This is a genomic window from Streptomyces sp. AA4 (assembly GCF_000158875.1).
In the GTDB taxonomy this organism is placed as follows: Bacteria; Actinomycetota; Actinomycetes; order Mycobacteriales; family Pseudonocardiaceae; genus Amycolatopsis.
In genome coordinates this window covers 7,265,250-7,282,789 of the sequence record NZ_GG657746.1, presented here as the reverse complement: position 1 = coordinate 7,282,789, position 17,540 = coordinate 7,265,250, and the positions used below count along the sequence as shown (strand labels likewise).

At 69.4% G+C, this 17,540-nt stretch carries 16 protein-coding genes, 1 tRNA gene and 1 pseudogene; 13 read left to right on the top strand and 5 right to left on the bottom strand.

Annotation, left to right across the window (positions count from 1 at the left end; genetic code table 11):
- Positions 1-13: 13 nt before the first annotated feature.
- Positions 14-1,504: a S10 family peptidase gene (locus SSMG_RS33080; RefSeq protein ID WP_009083330.1), complete on the bottom strand. Its 1,491-nt coding sequence runs from the start codon at positions 1,502-1,504 to the stop codon at positions 14-16.
- A 52-nt stretch (positions 1,505-1,556) separates the two neighbouring features.
- On the opposite strand from SSMG_RS33080, the gene SSMG_RS33075 reads away from it, so the two are divergent.
- From SSMG_RS33075 to SSMG_RS33065, 3 genes are all read left to right on the top strand, one after another.
- Complete coding sequence (locus SSMG_RS33075) at positions 1,557-2,240, top strand: uracil-DNA glycosylase (RefSeq protein ID WP_009083328.1); 684 nt, start codon at positions 1,557-1,559, stop codon at positions 2,238-2,240.
- An 84-nt stretch (positions 2,241-2,324) separates the two neighbouring features.
- Positions 2,325-3,653: an NAD(P)/FAD-dependent oxidoreductase gene (locus SSMG_RS33070; protein WP_037715647.1), complete on the top strand. Its 1,329-nt coding sequence runs from the start codon at positions 2,325-2,327 to the stop codon at positions 3,651-3,653.
- A 79-nt stretch (positions 3,654-3,732) separates the two neighbouring features.
- Positions 3,733-3,806 (top strand) — tRNA-Leu (locus SSMG_RS33065).
- A gap of 76 nt (positions 3,807-3,882) precedes the next feature.
- On the opposite strand, the gene SSMG_RS33060 is transcribed toward SSMG_RS33065, so the two are convergent.
- From SSMG_RS33060 to SSMG_RS33050, 3 genes are all read right to left on the bottom strand, one after another.
- Positions 3,883-5,187 carry an aromatic acid/H+ symport family MFS transporter gene (locus tag SSMG_RS33060; protein WP_009083324.1) on the bottom strand — a complete coding sequence of 435 codons (1,305 nt, stop codon included), beginning with the start codon at positions 5,185-5,187 and terminating at the stop codon, positions 3,883-3,885.
- A 146-nt stretch (positions 5,188-5,333) separates the two neighbouring features.
- A complete protein-coding gene (locus tag SSMG_RS33055) occupies positions 5,334-7,082 on the bottom strand; it encodes a GMC oxidoreductase (RefSeq protein ID WP_009083323.1) in 1,749 nt (582 codons plus the stop codon).
- Between the two features lie 117 nt (positions 7,083-7,199).
- A complete protein-coding gene (locus tag SSMG_RS33050) occupies positions 7,200-8,441 on the bottom strand; it encodes a CdaR family transcriptional regulator (RefSeq protein WP_199786051.1) in 1,242 nt (413 codons plus the stop codon).
- On the opposite strand from SSMG_RS33050, the pseudogene SSMG_RS33045 reads away from it, so the two are divergent.
- The 8 genes and pseudogenes from SSMG_RS33045 to SSMG_RS33015 form a co-directional block, all read left to right on the top strand.
- Positions 8,362-9,591 (top strand): annotated as a pseudogene (locus SSMG_RS33045) (alkane 1-monooxygenase); the annotation flags it as partial. The gene SSMG_RS33050 and the pseudogene SSMG_RS33045 overlap by 80 nt on opposite strands.
- A 207-nt stretch (positions 9,592-9,798) precedes the next feature.
- The gene (locus tag SSMG_RS47825; protein WP_353611809.1) at positions 9,799-9,975 is read left to right on the top strand and encodes a rubredoxin; all 177 of its coding nucleotides are present in this window, start codon (positions 9,799-9,801) and stop codon (positions 9,973-9,975) included.
- Positions 9,975-10,166, top strand: coding sequence for a ferredoxin (locus SSMG_RS33040; protein WP_009083317.1), 192 nt, complete (start codon positions 9,975-9,977; stop codon positions 10,164-10,166). The genes SSMG_RS47825 and SSMG_RS33040 overlap by 1 nt, the downstream gene beginning before the upstream one ends.
- Positions 10,167-10,172: 6 nt before the next feature.
- A complete protein-coding gene (locus tag SSMG_RS33035; protein WP_009083316.1) occupies positions 10,173-10,721 on the top strand; it encodes an RNA polymerase sigma factor in 549 nt (182 codons plus the stop codon).
- Between the two features lies 1 nt (position 10,722).
- Positions 10,723-10,908, top strand: coding sequence for a hypothetical protein (locus tag SSMG_RS33030; RefSeq protein ID WP_009083315.1), 186 nt, complete (start codon positions 10,723-10,725; stop codon positions 10,906-10,908).
- A 108-nt stretch (positions 10,909-11,016) separates the two neighbouring features.
- Positions 11,017-12,273: a carboxylesterase family protein gene (locus tag SSMG_RS33025; protein WP_009083313.1), complete on the top strand. Its 1,257-nt coding sequence runs from the start codon at positions 11,017-11,019 to the stop codon at positions 12,271-12,273.
- Positions 12,270-13,496 (top strand): MFS transporter, encoded by a 1,227-nt coding sequence (locus SSMG_RS33020; RefSeq protein ID WP_009083311.1) that lies wholly within the window; start codon positions 12,270-12,272, stop codon positions 13,494-13,496. The genes SSMG_RS33025 and SSMG_RS33020 overlap by 4 nt, the downstream gene beginning before the upstream one ends.
- Complete coding sequence (locus SSMG_RS33015) at positions 13,471-14,358, top strand: MBL fold metallo-hydrolase (RefSeq protein WP_009083310.1); 888 nt, start codon at positions 13,471-13,473, stop codon at positions 14,356-14,358. The genes SSMG_RS33020 and SSMG_RS33015 overlap by 26 nt, the downstream gene beginning before the upstream one ends.
- A gap of 4 nt (positions 14,359-14,362) precedes the next feature.
- Here SSMG_RS33015 and SSMG_RS33010 read toward each other — a convergent pair whose 3' ends face one another.
- Positions 14,363-14,746: a VOC family protein gene (locus SSMG_RS33010; protein ID WP_009083308.1), complete on the bottom strand. Its 384-nt coding sequence runs from the start codon at positions 14,744-14,746 to the stop codon at positions 14,363-14,365.
- A 151-nt stretch (positions 14,747-14,897) separates the two neighbouring features.
- On the opposite strand from SSMG_RS33010, the gene SSMG_RS33005 reads away from it, so the two are divergent.
- Complete coding sequence (locus tag SSMG_RS33005) at positions 14,898-16,373, top strand: amidohydrolase family protein (protein WP_037715643.1); 1,476 nt, start codon at positions 14,898-14,900, stop codon at positions 16,371-16,373.
- Positions 16,370-17,527 (top strand): M20 family metallopeptidase, encoded by a 1,158-nt coding sequence (locus SSMG_RS33000; protein WP_078560978.1) that lies wholly within the window; start codon positions 16,370-16,372, stop codon positions 17,525-17,527. Before SSMG_RS33005 ends, SSMG_RS33000 begins: the two co-directional genes overlap by 4 nt.
- Positions 17,528-17,540 lie beyond the last annotated feature (13 nt).

Below are 17,540 nucleotides of genomic sequence, written 5' to 3'. Positions count from 1 at the left end.
GGCACTCACGAGGTCAGCGGTTGGACGCCTTCTTCACGAACTTGCCCAGGTCCTTCGACTGCTGCACCCGCGACGGTTCGTGCACGTACATCATGTGCCCGGCCGGGTAGTAAGCCGTGTCGATGTTCTCCCGCAGCTCCTCCGGAATCTTCAGCTGCGAGAGCACATACTCGGACGCGAAGTACGCTGTCGCGCCGTCGTAGTGTCCGAAGGCAACGTGGACCTGCAGGTGCGGGTTGGCCCGCATCGCCGCGCTCAGCGTGTCCACAACGGACACCGAACGGCCCTCGAACTCCTTGTAGGACCAGGCCTTGAACACCTCAGTGGAGAGGATCTCGTACGGCAGGTCGTTCTCGTAGCCGAGCTCGGCGCGCACGTAGTGGTTGAACCCGGCCGAGTAAGCGCCGATGATCCGCGACACCGAGGGGTCGTCGCTCATGTGCTCGACGCCGCCGTCCGGCTCCCAGGTGGTGAACCGGCCGTCCATCCGGCCGACGGTCTTGCCCTGGTCGCGCAACAGCTCGGTGAAGAACCGGATGTGCTCGATCCGCAGGTTCACCCGGTCCACATAGGACTCGCTGAGCCCGGTGAGCGACGCCAGCGTCTGCACCGCCTCGGTGCGGTCCTGAGTGGACAGCCGCGCGCCGCGGGAAAGCGCCCACGGCAGTTCCTTCGAGGCGAAGTCCTCGGCGTCGGCGAGCACGTCGTCGAGCGGACGGTCGCCGTGGCGGCCGTGGTAGTGCGCGATCGCCGCGTACGTGGGCAGGAACAGCGAGTACGGCAGGTCGTTGCCCTCGTGGAAACGCAGCGTGCCGAGGTCCAGCACGGACGAGATGAGCATCAAGCCGTTGAGGTACAGGCCGTAGCGCTCCTGCAGGTGCCCGGCCAGCGCGGCCGCGCGCAGCGTGCCGTACGACTCGCCGGCCAGGAACTTCGGCGACAGCCAGCGCTGGTTGCGCGAAACCCACAGCCGGATGATCTCCGCGACCGATTCGACGTCGCCCTGGAAACCGGTGTACGGCTGGGATTCGCCGCCTTCGGTCACCCGCGAGTAACCGGTCTGGACCGGGTCGATGAACACCAGGTCGCTGTGCGCGAGCAGGCTTTCCGGGTTGTCCTCGAGCCCGTACGGCGGCGGCACCGGGTCGTTGACGTCGCCGGACAGCACCCGGCGCGGTCCGAGCAGGCCCATGTGGAGCCAGATGCTGGAGGAACCGGGGCCGCCGTTGAAGGCGAAGGTGACCGGTCGCGTGCCGGGGTCGGCGTCGTCCAGGGTGTAGGCGGTGAGGAAAACCTCGGCCTTGGCCTGGTAGCCCTCGGACTTGCCGTCCTTCTTGACCTCTTGGCGGAGCACGATCCGGCCGGTCTGGGCGGTGTAGGCGAGCTTGCGCCGCTTGACGGTGAGCGTGTGCTGCGTCGTGACGAGGTCGTCGACGGGCTCCGCCGCCTTCGTCTCCTCGTCCTTGGTCTTCTCGGCGGTCTCGTCCGCGGTGGTGTCGGCCATGGCCCCAACCTATCCCGCGTTACCGTGGCAGCACACCAAGCGGAGGAGATCGATGCGCACGTTCGCCGGCCTCGACGCACAGCTGGTGCAGTGCCGCGCGTGCCCGCGGCTCGTCGCCTGGCGCGAGGGCGTGGCCGGGACGAAGGCCGCGTTCGCCGGGGAGCGGTACTGGGCGCGGCCGGTGCCCGGTTTCGGCGCGGAGGACGCCGCGCTCGCCGTGGTCGGGCTCGCGCCGTCCGCGCACGGGGCGAACCGCACCGGCCGGATGTTCACCGGCGATCCGTCCGGCGACTTCCTCTTCCGCGTGCTGTACGAGGTCGGGCTCGCGTCCCAGCCGGTGTCCGCGGCGATCGGAGACGGGCTCACGCTGCGCGGCACCCGGCTCGTCTCGCCGGTCCGCTGCGCGCCGCCGGAGAACAAGCCCACCCCCGCTGAGCGGGACACCTGCCGGCACTGGCTGGCCGACGAACTGGACCTGCTGCGGCCGACCCTGCGCTCGATCGTCGTGCTCGGCGCGTTCGGCTGGCAGGCGCTGCTGCCAGTGCTTTCGGCCGCGGGCTGGCCGGTGCCGCGGCCGCGGCCGGCCTTCGCGCACGGTGCTCGGGTGCAGTTCGGTGACCTGGCGGTATTCGGCTGTTACCACGTGTCACCGCGCAATGTCCAGACCGGCCGTGTGACACAGCCCATGGTGGTGACCGCGTTCACCGCCGCGGCCTCGGCGGCGGGCCTCATCTGAATCGTGACAACCAGCGTGGCGATGCTGGTCACAGCGGGGTGGGGTACCCGAGCGGAGCCGCTTCGGAAGTGCGACTATAGGTACATGGCTGCTGCGAAGTCGGAACCGACTCGGATCCTCGTCCTCGGTGGTGGATACGTCGGCCTGTACACCGCGTACGGGCTTCAGAAGATGCTGCGCGCCAACGAGGCCTCCGTGACCGTCGTTGACCCGCAGCCGCACATGACCTACGCCCCGTTCCTGCCCGAGGCGGCGGCCGGCGCGATCGAGCCGCGGCACGTGGTCGTGCCGCTGCGCCGCGTGCTGAAGCGCTGCCACGTGCTGACCGCGCGGGTCACGAAGATCGAGAACGAGCGCAAGTCCGTCACGGTCGAGGCCGCCGACGGCCACATCGAGACGCTGAACTACGACGTGCTCGTGGTCGCGCTCGGCGCCGTCGCGCGGATCCTGCCGATCCCCGGCCTCGCCGAGGAGGGCATCGCCTTCAAGACCATCGGCGAAGCGATCTACCTGCGCAACCACATCATGACCAAGCTGGACGAGGCCGCCAGCACGCTCGACCCCGAGCTGCGCAAGCGCCTGCTCACGTTCACCGTGGTCGGCGGCGGGTTCGCGGGCATCGAGGCGCTGGCCGAGCTCGAGGACATGACCCGCTTCGCGGTCGAGAACTACTACCCGAACATCAAGCCGGCGGACATCCGCTGGGTGATGGTCGAGGCGGCCGGGCGGATCCTGCCCGAGGTGCGCGAGACGCTCGGCGTGTACACGGTGCAGCAGCTGGAGAAGCGCGGCATCGAGGTCTACCTGTCGACCGCGGCGAAGTCGTTCGAAAACGGCCACGTCGTGCTCTCGGACGGCACCGAGTTCGACACCGACACGATCATCTGGACCGCGGGCGTGAAGGCCAACCCGGTCCTCGCGAGCTCGGACCTGCCGCTCGACAAGCGCGGCCGCGTCGAGGCCACCGCGGCGATGCAGGTGGTGGGCCACCCGGACGTGTGGACCGCGGGCGACAACGCGGCCATCCCGGACCTCTCGCGCACCGAGCAGGACCCGACGGCGACCTGCCCGCCGAACGCCCAGCACGCGGTCCGCCAGGCCCGCCTGCTGGCGAAGAACATCATCAAGGTGATCCGCGGCGGACAGCCGAAGGACTACTACCACAAGAACCTGGGCGCGGTCGCGAGCCTCGGCCTGCACAAGGGCGTGGCGGACGCGCTGAACCTGAAGATCAAGGGCTTCCCGGCGTGGCTCTTCCACCGCGCCTACCACCTCAAGGCGATGCCGACGTGGAACCGCAAGATCCGCATCCTGTTCGACTGGATGCTGGGCGGGCTGTTCCGCCGCGAGGTCATCTCGCTGGGGCAGATCAACAACCCGAAGGAAGAGTTCAATCGGGCCAGCAAGGGCTGAGTCTCTTTCGGCGAAGCCGGGTCGTCTTCGGGCGGCCCGGCTTTGTCGTGTGGTGGGGTGGGTTCGCTAGGGTGGGTGGGCCCCCGTAGCCCAATTGGCAGAGGCAGTCGACTTAAAATCGACCCAGTGCGGGTTCGAACCCCGTCGGGGGCACCGTTATCGCACAAGGATTACCCGTCGCCGCGCGGTCGGCGAACACGCCCCGCCCGGCTTTCCGTCGGGCAGGTTCCTAACGCCGCTCCTGTGCGCGAAATGCCGTGGTGCGCGGCATGATCGCCAGCAGTCCCGCCGCCGTGAGGGCGACCGCGGCGAAGACCAGGAAACCGAGCAGTGAGTCGCGGCCGGTCGCGACTTCGCCGATTACCACTGGGCCTGCGATCGTGCCCAGTCTGCCGATGCCGAGCGTCCAGCCGAGGGCCCTCGCGCGGGTTTCCGCCGGATACGAGCGGCCTACGAAGGCGTTCACCAGGATCTGCCCGCCGTGCCCGCCCGCGCCGGCGAGCGCGATTCCGGCCAGCAGAGCGGTTTGCGGCATCCGGACTGACAGCGTTACCAGCGCGGCTGCCATCACCAGATAGGTCAGCACGACTACCGGTTTGCTCTTCCACCGGTCCGTGGCCGCGGCGATGACCAGCGAGCCGGCGACCGCGCCGAGGGTCAGTACGAGCAGGAACACGAGTGAGGAGTTCAGGGCGTAGCCCGCGCCGGTCATGATGCCGGGTACCCAGGTGGCGAGCCCGAACCAGGCGAACAGGCCGCAGAAGGTCGCGAGCGCGAACAGGGCTGACACCAGCCGGTAGCCCTTCGCGAAAATCCCGGTGACCGTGCTGGTCGTGCGCTGCCGCACTACCGTCGATTCGGGCAGGCGCGCGGCGATCACCGGCAGGCACAGCAGACCGGGGATGCCGCCGAAGAAGAACATCCACGACCAGCCGAGATGCGGCAGCACCGGGATCGCGACCAGCGCGGCCAGCAGGCCGCCGAACGGGACGCCGGAAAGCATCAGCGTGTAGACGATCGTGCGATGGCGGGGCACGGCGTACTCGAGCGTGAGCGCCGACGCCGCAGGCACGATCGCCCCGATCCCGATTCCGGCGAGGAACCGCAGGACCGCGAACGAAACCGGCCCTGCGGCGAACCCGCACGCGACGGTGAACACGGTGAACACGGCCACCGACCCGAGCGCGACCGGTCGCCGCCCGAACCGGTCGGCCAGCCAGCCGGACGACAGCGCGCCGACCAGCGACCCGGCGAACACCGCCGCCGCGACCCAGCCGGTGTTGGCCGCGGTAAAGCCGCTGACCGCTCCGTGCAGGAGGTCGGGCACGACGGTGCTGAAGGCGATCACGTCGTAGCCCTCGATGACCACCATGGTCCAGCAGAGGACGGCGACCAGCGCGGAGGTGCGGGCGGAGGTGCCCGGTGCCGAGGGGTCGCTCGGCCCCGAGGGTCTCGCGGCCGGGGCGAGATCATGCGGCTGGTTCATCGGCTCCCGATCAGTCGCGGGGAGGGCAGGGTGCCGGCTGTCCGGCATGTCGGGTACTGTCGCCCGCCGCCATCGCCTCGGACAGGAACTTCTGCTGTGCAGAATCGGGTGCCGACCCGCCGGTCAAACCGTTGGCGGCCGAAGTTTTCTATCGCTGCTGCCCAGCGCCGATAGGAGGACTCAGCGTGCGCCCCTCAACTGAGTTGCCCTGTCGTGGGATTTCTTGCTGCTTCGCGCATTTCGGGGGAGGGGGGGATCAGCGCGCCGGGAGCGTCGGCCGGGACCGCGGGATGTCGCGGGGCGACCGGGTCGATGCGTTCGTACGGCGCGCCCAGCGGCGGACGTCGGTCCTCCTCGCCGCGGTTCGGCCAAAGGGACATCGCGCGTTCGGCCTGGGCGGTGATCGTCAGAGAAGGGTTGACGCCCAGGTTCGCGGAGATCGCCGAACCGTCGACGACGTGCAGGCCGGGGTGGCCGTGAACGCGGTGGTACGGGTCGAGGACGCCGCGGGCCGGATCGTCGGAGATGGCGCAGCCGCCGATGAAATGGGCGGTCATCGGGATGTTCAGGATTTCGCCGGTGGTGCCGCCCGCGATGCCGTCGATTTTCTCCGCGACGCGGCGAGCGGCGTCGTTTCCGGCCGGAATCCACGTGGGATTCGGCTCGCCGTGGCCGGGGGTGGAGGTCAGTTTGCGCTTTCCGGTGCGGGTGCGTTTGCTGGAGACGGTGATGGAATTGTCGAGGGTTTGCATCACCAGCAGGATGATGGTGCGCTCGGACCAGCGACGCGGCGAGAACCAGGTGAGGTTGCGCGGGTTGCGGGCGAACGCGCCGAGCCAGGTCAGCCAGCGCGGGACGGACTTGCCGCCGTCGGTGAGCGCGGTTTGCAGAAGCGACATCGCGTTGCTGCCCTTGCCGTAACGACACGGTTCGATGTGCGTGTGCTCGTCCGGGTGGATGGACGAGGTGATCGCCACGCCATGGGTGAAGTCGACGTCCTTGCGTTTCGACTTCGCGCCGAGGATGGATTCCGAGTTCGTCCGGGTCAACCGGCCGAGACTGGCGGAAATTCGGGGCAGCGCACCGGTTTCGCGGGCTTGGTGGAGCAGCTTCTGTGTGTTGTAGGTTCCTGCGCTGAAGACGACGTCGCGGGCGAAGAAGGTGCGCAAGTTTTTGTGTCGACGAGGCGACTTTCCGGTGCGGACCGCGGTGACGGTGTAGCCGCCGTCTGCTGGGCGCACGTCGAGGACAGTGGTCATCGGGACGACGTTCGCGCCTAGTTTTTCGGCCAGGTAGAGGTAATTGCGGTCCAATGTGTTCTTGGCGCCAACGCGGCAGCCGGTCATGCAGGACCCGCATTCGGTGCACGTTCGGCGGACTGGCCCGGCGCCGCCGAAGAACGGGTCAGGCACGACAGTTCCGGCCGGAGTGTCCTTGTCGCCGAAGAAAACACCGACCGGGGTGAGCCGGAAGGACGACCCGACGCCCAGGTCGTCGGCGACCTCGCGGAGCACCTCGTCGGCGGCGGTGACGGTGGGGTTCTGGGTGACGCCGAGCATCCGGCGAGCCTGGTCGTAGTGCGATTTCAGCTCGGCTTGCCAGTCGGTGACGTGCGCCCATTGCGGGTCTTCGAAAAACGGCGCGGGCGGTTCGTAGAGGGTGTTGGCGTAGTTGAGGGAGCCGCCGCCCACGCCTGCGCCGCCGAGGATGACGACGTCGCGGAGCAGGTGGATGCGCTGGATCCCGTAACAGCCGAGCCGCGGCGCCCATAGGAAATTCCGGACGTCCCACGAGGTTTTCGGCAATGTCTCTTCGGTGCGGCGGGGTCCGGCTTCCAGCACGGTGACCCGGTAGTCCTTTTCGGACAGTCGCAGTGCGCTCACGGAGCCGCCGAAACCGGAGCCGATCACGAGGACGTCGGTCTCTTCGCGGGTGTCGTTCATCGTGGTCCTCGCAGGCGCGGTGGCGAACTCGTTCCCCCGAAGCCTGCTCGCCCGGCCGGACGCGGGCATCGGTCCGCGGACCGGGACTAAGGGACCCGACTGGTCCCGCGGCACAACTCAGTCGACCGGCCGGAGCACCGCCGGGCCCAGCAACCGGCACGCCAGCAGGGCGACCTCGACGTCGATCCGCCCCTCGGACAGCGGACGACCGCGTTCCTGCTCGGCCTTGCGGAGCCGGTACTGGATGGTGTTCTTGTGCAGGTGCAGCTCCTGCGCGGCGACCATCAGGCTGCTCCCGCTGGACAGATACGCCCACACCGTCTCACGCATCCGGTGGTGGCCCTCGTCGTCGTCGGCCAGCGCGCCGAGCACCGACTGGACCCAGCCCGCGACCGCCGACGGATCCGCCGCGACCAGCGCCAACGGCCCGAGCTGCGCGGCCGCGGTGACCGGCCGAGGGCGCGTCCGCTCGGTCATTTGCGCCACGGCTTCGGCCTGGCGAGCCTGCTGGTGGGTGGTACGGAATCCGGCCAGTCCGCTCGCCGGGTCGCCCAACGCGACGCGCACCGGATCGGGTGAGCCGGCGAGCGCGGCGGACACCGCGTCGAGGTCGAGGGCCGAGACCGGGAACCAGGCCCACACCGTCGAGGCGTGCGGGGCCACGACCAGCGGCGCGACATCGAGGGCGTTCGCGAGCAGCGCCGCGTGTCGTTCGAGCGTCGTCAACCGGTCGCTTTCGTCCAGCTCGGGGCCGCACCACAGGACCGCGCCGACGTGCCGTTCCGACAGCGCGTAGCCGAGGGTTTTCTCGACGTCGGCGGTGTCGACGGGTTTGCCGGACAGCGCGGCCTGCACCTTCGCGAGGCGGGCCGCGTTGCGGTGGCGCAGCCAGGTGTCGCGTTCCAGCTGGTAGGCCTCGACGACCTCTTCGGAGATCTTGTCGATGTAGGTGAAGGCGACCTGCGACAGCTCAGTGGCGGCGACCGCGACGTCCGCGGCCTCCACCGGCTCGGCGGCGATCCGGGCGATCATCTCCTGCTGGAAGGCGGCCTGGCCGAGGCGGTACGCGCGCAGCATCGCGGTGATCGGCACCCGCCGCTGGGCCAGCCGCCGTGCGAACTCCAGCGCGACCGGCGGCGCCCCGACGTCCACCGGCTCGGTCGCGCCGCCCAGCACGCCCAGCGCGGCGACCAGGTTCTCCCGGACCGTGCTGTCCAGCAGTTCGGCCGCCTGTGCGTCGGGGGCGAGCGCGGGCAGTTCGGCGGTTACCTCCTCCACGATGCGCGCTCGGAGCAGCGCGAGCTCGGCCAGGACCGAGTCCGCGACCTTGGCCAGCGTGGCGGCAGCCGTCGACGTCACAGGCAGCACCGTACGCCCGGTTCGTGCCCGGGACCCAACGCAGCCGGGCGTTTCGGTTTCGCGCACAGTGTCTCGCCGCGCGCGGATTCCTACCTTCGGGAAAACGACAGACCGCGTGGAGGCCGCCATGAAGAAGTACCGCCTCGCCGGAGCGAACGGCGAAACCGCCTGGCACGACCGGAAGCGGCACCTGTGGCTGCTCGGGCTCGTAGTGCCGCTGCTGCCGTTCGGCGCGATCGGGTTGCACGCCGCGACCGGGTCGGACGCCGCGTTGTGGCTCGGGCCGCTCGTCGTGCTCGTCCTCGTGCCGCTGATCGACCTCGTCGCCGGATACGACCACACCAATCCTCCGGACGAGGTGATGGAGGCGCTGGAGGAGGACCGCTACTACCGCTGGATCACCTATCTGTTCCTGCCGCTGCAATACGCCGGTTTCGTGGCGGGCGCGTGGATGCTCGCGCGCGGCGAGCTGTCCGTCGGCGGCAAAATCGGTCTCGCGATCACGCTGGGCACGGTCGCCGGCATCGCGATCAACACCGCGCACGAACTCGGTCACAAACGGGAAAGCACCGAACGCTGGGCCGCGAAAATCGCGCTGGCACAGTGTTTCTACGGGCATTTCTACATCGAGCACAATCGCGGGCACCACGTGCGCGTCGCCACTCCGGAGGATCCGGCGTCGAGCCGGTTGGGCGAGAGTTTCTACCGCTTTTGGCCGCGGACGGTTTTCGGTTCGCTGCGCAGTGCCTGGGGAGTCGAGCGGAAACGGTATGCGCGCAAGGGAAGTCACCCGTTCCGCCTCGGCAATGACGTGCTCAACGCGTGGCTGATGAGCGTGGCGCTGTGGGGCGTGTTGCTCGCGTGGCTGGGGGTCGGGATCCTGCCGTATCTGGTGCTTCAGGCGGTGTTCGGCTTCTCGCTGCTGGAGATCGTGAACTACATGGAGCACTACGGGATGTTGCGCAAGCAGGTCACGCATGGGGCGAAGACCCGGTATGAGCGCGTTACCCCGGCGCATTCCTGGAATTCCAACAACGTCGCGACGAATGTGCTGCTGTATCACCTGCAACGGCACAGCGATCACCACGCGAACCCGACGCGCCGGTTCCAGACTTTGCGCGACTTCAAGGAAAGCCCGGTCCTGCCGACCGGCTACACCGGGATGATGGTCGTCGCGCTGTTCCCGGCGTGGTTCCGCAAGGTGATGGACCCGCGGGTGTACCGGCATTTCGACGGGGACATCCGGCAGGCGAACGTGCAGCCGGGCAAACTCCCGGCGCTGCTGAAGAAATACCCGGTCGTCGCTGCCGCCGCGGCCGAACCCGCCGCGGATACCCGGGAGAAGCTGGCCGACGACGTGGACGCCGCGCGCTGCCCTGGGTGCGGCTACACGTACCGCGTCGCGGAGGGCAACGAGCTGGAGGGCTTCGCCGCCGGAACGGCGTGGTCGGAGATCCCGGACGACTGGACGTGCCCCGATTGCGGCGTGCGCGACAAGGTCGACTTCGTGCCCGTGGTGCGGGAGGCGGCGTAATGAAGATCGTCGCGGACCACGGCAAATGCGAGGGCCTCGGGATGTGCGAGGCGATGGCCGACCAGTTCTTCGAGGTCGGCGAGGACGGAGTGGTGCAGGTCCTCGACGAGACCCCGCCCGAGGCGGACCGGCAGTTCGTCGACGCGGCGGTGCGCGCGTGCCCGGTCGCGGCGTTGCGGCTGCAGGATTGAGGCCCGGTGGAGACGGAGCTGCTGGGGCGGGCGCGGTCGGGCGACCAGGCCGCGTTCGCCGTGATCTACCAGGAACACGCGCCGCCGGTCTTCCGCTACCTGCGGATGCGGGTGCCGACCGCGACCGTCGCCGAGGACCTGACGAGCGAGGCGTTCCTGCGTGCGTGGCGGAAACTGCCGGACTTCCGGCCGGACGTCGGCTCGTTCACCGGCTGGCTGTACACGATCGCCGACAACCTGCTGCGCGACCACCGCAAATCGGCCCGCTACCGGCGGGAGCTCCTCGACGGGAAGGACCACGACGGACCGGACCTCCGCGGCGGAGCCGACCGGCTCGCACTGGCCCGCCTCGAAGCGGCGGCGCTGCGCCGATGTCTGGCCGACCTCAGCGAACCGCAGCGCGAATGCCTGCGGCTGCGGTTTTTCGCTGGACTGTCCGTCGCCGAGGTCGCCGAAACGATGAACAAGAACCCCAACAGCATCCGAGCGCTGCAGCACCGTGCGGTGCGCACGCTCGCGACGCTGCTGGCCGAGCCGGACAAGGCGGGACGCTGAGATGCACGGATTCCTGGAGATTTTCAAGATCATGGGGCCACTGCTGGTGCTGATGCTGTGCCCGATCTGGCTTCCGCTGCTGGGGATGCTGATCGGGAAGCTTTCGGACGTCCTCTCCGGCGGCGGCAAACGGACCGAACCGGTGCGGGTGCGCGCCGAACCGGCTGCGTCGCGCAGTGAGGTATAGCTCGGCGAACATGTCTCAGGCGGCAAAGAGCATTGGTCAGGCATTCCGGACTTTCTTAGCCTGACTGCGGGTCGAAGGTGCCGGACACCCGCTCAAAGGAGAGCCGCGATGACCGAATGCCAGCCTGTCACTGCCCGGCCGCCGTCCGGTCCGGTTCGCGGCGCTCGAAGCGAAGACGGTCTGCTGCGTTTCCGCGGCGTGCGGTACGGGACCGCTGAACGGTTCCAGCTGCCGCGAGCGGCCGAGCCTCGCTCCGATGCGGTGCTGCCCGGGCCGATCTGCCCGCAGCTCAGCTCGCGGCTGGAGGCGGCGATGGGGCCGCCGCGGGATGAGCCGCCGCAGTCCGAGGACTGTCTCAACCTCGCCGTCGCGACGCCCGCGTTGACCGGGGCGCGTCCGGTGCTCGTGTGGCTGCACGGCGGCGGTTTCCTGAGCGGCGGAGGCACGCTTCCCTGGTACGACGGGGGACGGCTCGCCGCGGACGGCGACGTGGTCGTGGTGTCGGTCAACTACCGGCTGGGGGCGTTCGGTTACCTGGTCCACGACGGCGTCAGCGAGGGCAATCTCGGCCTGGCGGACCAGGCGCTCGCCCTCGAATGGGTGCGCGACAACATCGCGGCGTTCGGCGGCGACCCGGGCAATGTCACCGTCTTCGGACAGTCCGCGGGCGCGCTTTCGACGCTCGCCTTGCTGTCCAAACCGGACAGCAGGGCGCTCATTCGGCGGGCGATTGTGCAGAGTTCTCCGGCGCCGGGGATCATCCAGGAACGCGCGAAAGCACTGGAGATCGGCCGGTATTTCGTCGAGGCGGTCGGTGAAGACCCGGCTACTGCTTCGGTGGACCAATTGCTGGCCGCGCAGTTGCGCACCCTCCAGTGGAACGCCGCGAAGGACCCGACGTCCACCCGGCCGCCGTTCGGGCTCGTTGATCTCGAGGTGCGGCTGCTCGATCCGTTGCCGGACTTGATGATCGGGTACACGAAACAAGAGTGCGAGGCGTTCGCGATCGGACTGCAGGACGACGGGATCCGGCAGGCGATCGTGGACCAGACCGAGCCGCTTTTCGGTCGCCCGGCGCGGGACTTGGCACAGCAGTACGGCGCGTACTCCTACGAGTTCGACTGGACTCCGGAACACGGCGGCTACGGCGCGATCCATTGCCTCGAACTGCCTTTCCTGCTGGGCACCCCGGAATCCTGGCGCGGGAGCCCGATGCTGGGCGACGCCAGCTGGGCCGAGGTCGAACGTCTCGGCACCCGGATGCGCTTGTGGTGGACCGAATTCGCGCGCTCGGGCTCACCGGGCTGGGGCGGCGCGAGCGTCCGGATCGGGAATTCCCCTCAGACACTGGAGAACACGCCATGAGCAAGAGTATTCACTGGCCCGTCGTCCTGCTCTGCTTCCTCGCCGTTCTCCTGGACGGTTTCGACACCGCCGCCCTGTCGTTCACGATCCCGACGCTGTCGCACGAATGGGGTTCCGCTCCCGCCGCCTTCACCCTGCCGTTGGTGCTGACGAACATCGGGGTCGTCGCGGGATACCTGGCCGCGGGTTACGTCGGGGCGCGGATGAAAGCGCGGTCGGTGGTGCTCGCCGGCGTCCTGATCTTCGCGGGCGCGACCGTGCTGACCGCCGCGATCCTGCACCTGAAGTCCATGCCGGTCTTCGCCGCGGCCCGCTTGGCGACCGGGCTCGGCCTCGGGCTGGTGCTGCCCGCCGGGGTGTCGCTCGCGACGAAACACAGCGCGGAGGGTCGCCGGGAACTGGTTTCGGTGGCGGTGACCCTCGGTCTCGCTTCCGGGAGCAGCCTCGGCGGGTTCTTCGGCGGGAAGCTGCTGCACAGCGTCGGGTCCGCCGGGGTCTTCTACGTCGCCGGGCTGGCTCCGCTGGTGCTGGCCGCGGTGATGGCGGTGGTGCTGCCTTCTCGGGAGCCCGTGGTGGAGAGCAGCGCTAAGCAGGAGGCCAAGGTCAGCAAGCTGTTCGGCCCGGGACTGCGCCTGCCGACCTCGCTGATCTGGGCGTTCTCGTTCCTCATCTTCATCACCGCGTACGTGCTGATCTCCTGGGTCCCGACGCTGCTCACCGGATACGGTTTCGCCGCCGGGAAGGCTCCGCTGGGGCTCGCGTTCCTGACGCTGGGCGGAATCGCGGGCGGGCTGGTGCTCATTCCGCTGGCCGCCCGGATCGGGATCGCCCGGGCGCTGATCCTGATGCCCGCCATCGGGGCGGTGTGCATGGTTCTCGTCGCGACGGTGCCGGTCGGCGAGACGGTGCTGTTCGTGCTGCTGGCCGGCGCCGGTTTCGGGGTCACGGCCGGGCAGATCGGCCAGCTGACCCTCGCGGTCTCGATCTACCCCGCGCAAACCCGCACCACCGGCGTCGGCTGGGCCGCGGCGCTCGGGCGGATCGGATCGATCGTCGGACCGGGCGTCGCGGGGCTGCTGCTCGCGCTGGCGTTGTCCGCCCAGACGATCGTGCTGGTGACGGCTGTTCCGGTGCTGGTGGCAATCGCTTGCGCGGTGGGGCTGAGCCGCGTGCGGACGAGGGCGAGGAGGGAGCGCGATGGCGCACTGGTTCGATCTCGGTGACGTCGCGGTCGTCCCCCTCATCGAGGACGACCGGCTGCTGATCGATCCCGGCGAGTTCTTCCCGGGGCTCGAACCGGACCTGGCCGACTGGTACGCGCGGGAGCCGTGGTTCGACCGGGCGGCCGGGAAGCTGGTCTTCGCCATCCAGTCGTTCCTGGTCTGCTCGGCGGACGAGGTGCTGGTCGTGGACGCGTGCGTCGGGGCGAGGAAGGACCGGCGGCGCGCGGAGTTCGACCAGTTGCCGGACCGGTGGATGCAGCAGTTCCGGGCGACCGGGCTGCGGTCCGCGGATGTCGACGCGGTCGTGTTCACCCACCTGCACACCGATCACGTCGGTGCCGCCACTCTGCAGCGGGAACCGGTGTTCCCGCACGCCCCGCACCTCGTGGTCGAGGAGGAGTTCCGGTACTGGTCGAGTGAAGCCGGTGGGGCGGCGATGCGCCGGACTGGCGATTACTTCGCCGACAGTGTCCGGCCGATCGAGCAGGCTGGACAGCTGAGCTTTGTCGCTCCGGACGCGGTGGTGGGCAAGCACGCCGAGCTGGTTCCCGCTGCGGGGCACACGCCGGGCAATGTGTGCGTGCGGGTCCGCGGCAGTGCCGGGACCGTCCTGCTCGCCGGGGACACGATGCACCACGGGGTGCAGATCCGGCATCCGGAGCTGAGCACCCGATACTGCGTCGACCCGGAGAAGGCGGCGGAGGTGCGTGGGCGCATTCTCGCGGACGAGAGCGGCGCGGTCCTGCTTCCGACGCACTTCCCGGCCCCCTCGGCGGGGCGGGTTCGGCGGGGTCGGGACGGGTACCTCTTCGAGTTCGCCGCTGACCTGCTCCGGGCCGGGCAGTACCGCTACCGGGCGTAGCCGCTCAGTCCGGTACCGGGTCGACCCGGCGGCGGAGCAGGCAGAACACGTTCCCCTCCGGGTCCGCGAGCACGTGCCACGACTCCTCGCCGGTCTGGCCGACGTCGGCGGGCCGCGCCCCGGCCGCGAGCAGGCGTTCCAGTTCCGCGTCCTGGTCGCGGTCGGTCGGGTTCACGTCCAGGTGCAGCGGCAGTTTCGCCGGTTTCGGGTCGGTGCTGCGGCTGAGGATCAACGTCGGCTGCGGGCCGCCGAAGCCGGCTGCGGGGCCGATCTCCAGGTCGTCGCCGTCCCAGCCGAGTTCGACGTAGCCGAGGACTTCGCACCAGAAATCGGCCATCCGTTGCGGGTCCGCGCAGTCCAGGACGAGTTCGGTGATCCGGCAGGCCATGTCCGCGAGCTTAGGGCGCTCGCGCTCCCTCGCCCAGCGAATTCCGGTTTGTGCGCGCGGAGAGATCTGCCGCCCCGGATTCGTCCGCGCGCACGAACGTACTGCCCGGGAAACCTCCTAGGGTCGCCAGCAGCGAGGCGAGGAGGCAAGCATGCGGACACTGCTGCGTGGCGGTCGCGTCATCGATCCGGCCACGGGCTTCGACGGCACAGCTGACGTGCTGGTATCCGACGGCGAGGTGATCGCGGTCGGACCGGGATTGCCGAGTGCCGACGACCAGGTCGAGATCGACGTCGCCGGGTGCGTCGTCGGGCCGGGGTTCATCGACCTGCACAGCCACGTGCACTCGATTGCCGGACAGCGGCTGCAGGCGATGGACGGCGTGACCACGGCGCTCGACCTGGAGGCCGGGCTGATGCCGGTCGAACGGGCCTACGCCGACGCCGCCGCGGCGGGGCGTCCGCTGCACTACGGCTTCTCGGCCTCGTGGGGTTCCGCGCGGGCGAAGGTGCTCGCGGGCATCGAGCCGGACGCCAACATCAACACCGGGCTTTCCGTGCTCGGCAATCCGGCCTGGCAGCGGTCGTCGTCGAAGACCGAGCTGGCCGCCTGGCTGTCCCTTGTGGAGGGTGAGCTGGCGGCGGGCGCGCTCGGCGTCGGCGTGCTGCTCGGGTACGCGCCGGCCAGCGATCCGGCCGAGTTCCTGGCCTTGGCGAAGCTCGCCAAACAGGCCGAGGCGCCGACGTACACGCACGTCCGCGAGCTGGTCGAGGTCGATCCGGGCACGCCCGCCGACGGGTCGGAGGAGATCGCGATCGTCGCGGCCGAGACCGGCGCGGCGATGCACCACTGCCACGTCAACAGCACCTCGGGACGGCACATCGACCGCGTGCTCGCCGCGCTGGAATCGGGCCGTTCCGCCGGGTCGCGGGTGACGGTCGAGGCTTATCCGTACGGCGCGGGCAGCACCGCGGTCGGCGCGGCGTTCCTCACGCCGGAGCGGCTGAAGATGAAGGGACTCAACCCGTCTCGGGTGATCCTGCTGGAGACCGGCGAACGGATCGCGGACGAGGGCCGGTTGCTGCAGGTCCGCGCCGAAATGCCGGGTGCGCCGTGCATCCTGGAGTTCCTCGACGAGGACGACCCGGTCGATCGCGCTCTGCTGCACCAGGCGCTCGCCTTCCCGGATTCGATCGTCGCGAGCGACGCGATGCCGGTGTACTGGCCGAACGGGGCCAACGAATCCACCGAATGGCCGCTGCCGCCCGGTGGTGCGACGCATCCGCGCACGGCGGGGACGTATTCGAAGTCGTTGCGGTTGATGGTGCGCGAGGCCGGGGTCTGGACGTGGCTGGAAGCGTTCCGGCGGTGTTCCTACCTGCCGGCGCGGGTGCTCGACGAGGTCGCGCCCGGGGCACGGACCAAGGGCCGGTTGAACGTCGGCGCGGACGCGGACATCGTCGTCCTCGATCCGGCTGCGATCACCGACACCGCGACGTATTTCGACTCGACCCGGCCCGCGGTCGGCGTCCGGCACCTGTTCGTCGCGGGCACTCCGGTGGTGCGCGACGGACAGCTGCTCACCGACGCGTTTCCCGGCCAGCCGCTGCGGGGTGAGCCGCGATGACCGAGTTCAATCTGGACGCTTTGCTCGCCGACATCGAAACGCTGGTGTGCTGCGAGTCCCCGTCCTCCGATCTCGCCGCGGTGGCGCACAGCGCGGATGTGCTGACCGGCGTCGGCAAGGCATTGCTCGGCGTGGAACCGGAGCGGATCGTCCTGGACGGACGGACGCATCTGCGCTGGCGGTTCGGGGACGGCCCGCCGCGCGTGTTGCTGCTTGGCCACCATGACACGGTCTGGCCGCTGGGTTCGCTCGAGACGCATCCGTTTTCCGTGCAGGACGGGGTCTTGCGCGGTCCGGGTTGCTTCGACATGAAGACCGGCGTCGTGATGGCGTTGCATGTCGCGGCTTCGCTGACTGACCGAAGTGGACTGTCTATTTTGGTCACCGGCGACGAGGAACTGGGCTCGCCGTCGTCCCGTGGGCTGATCGAGGAAGAAGCTCGGGGTTGCGCGGCGGCGTTCGTGCTGGAGGCTTCGGCGGACGGCGGCGCGATCAAGACCCGCCGCAAAGGCGTTTCCCATTACCGGATCGAGGTGACCGGACGCGCCTCGCACGCCGGGCTCGAACCCGAGAAGGGGATCAACGCCGGGATCGAGATCGCGCACCAGGTGCTCGCGGTCGCCGCGCTCGCCAGTCCGGAGCGTGGGACCAGCGTGGTGCCGACGGTGCTTTCGGCTGGGACCACGGTGAATACGGTGCCTGCCGCAGCCGCGGTTGAAGTCGATGTGCGCGTGTGGGACGAGGAAGAACAGCTCCGCGTCGACCGGGAAGTGCGCGCGTTGCAACCCGTGCTGAAAGACGCGCAGGTGCGGATCACCGGTGGGATCAACCGGCCGCCGCTGGACGCGGTTTCCTCGGCCGCGTTGTTCGGGCTGGCGAAGGAATTGGCCGCGGAACTGGGGTTGCCGGAATTGACCGAAGCGGCCGTCGGCGGGGCTTCGGACGGCAATTACACCGCGGGCTTGGGCGTGCCGACGCTCGACGGTCTCGGCGCGGTCGGCGGCGGAGCGCACGCCGATCACGAACATGTCCTGGTCGAGGAATTGCCGCGGCGGACGGCGTTGCTGGCCGCACTGGTGGAGAACGTGCTGACCAAGGGAAGTCCGTCGGTTCCGACGAATCCGGAAGGCGATTCTGGTCGAGCCCGACGGTGACGTCGGCAGGGAA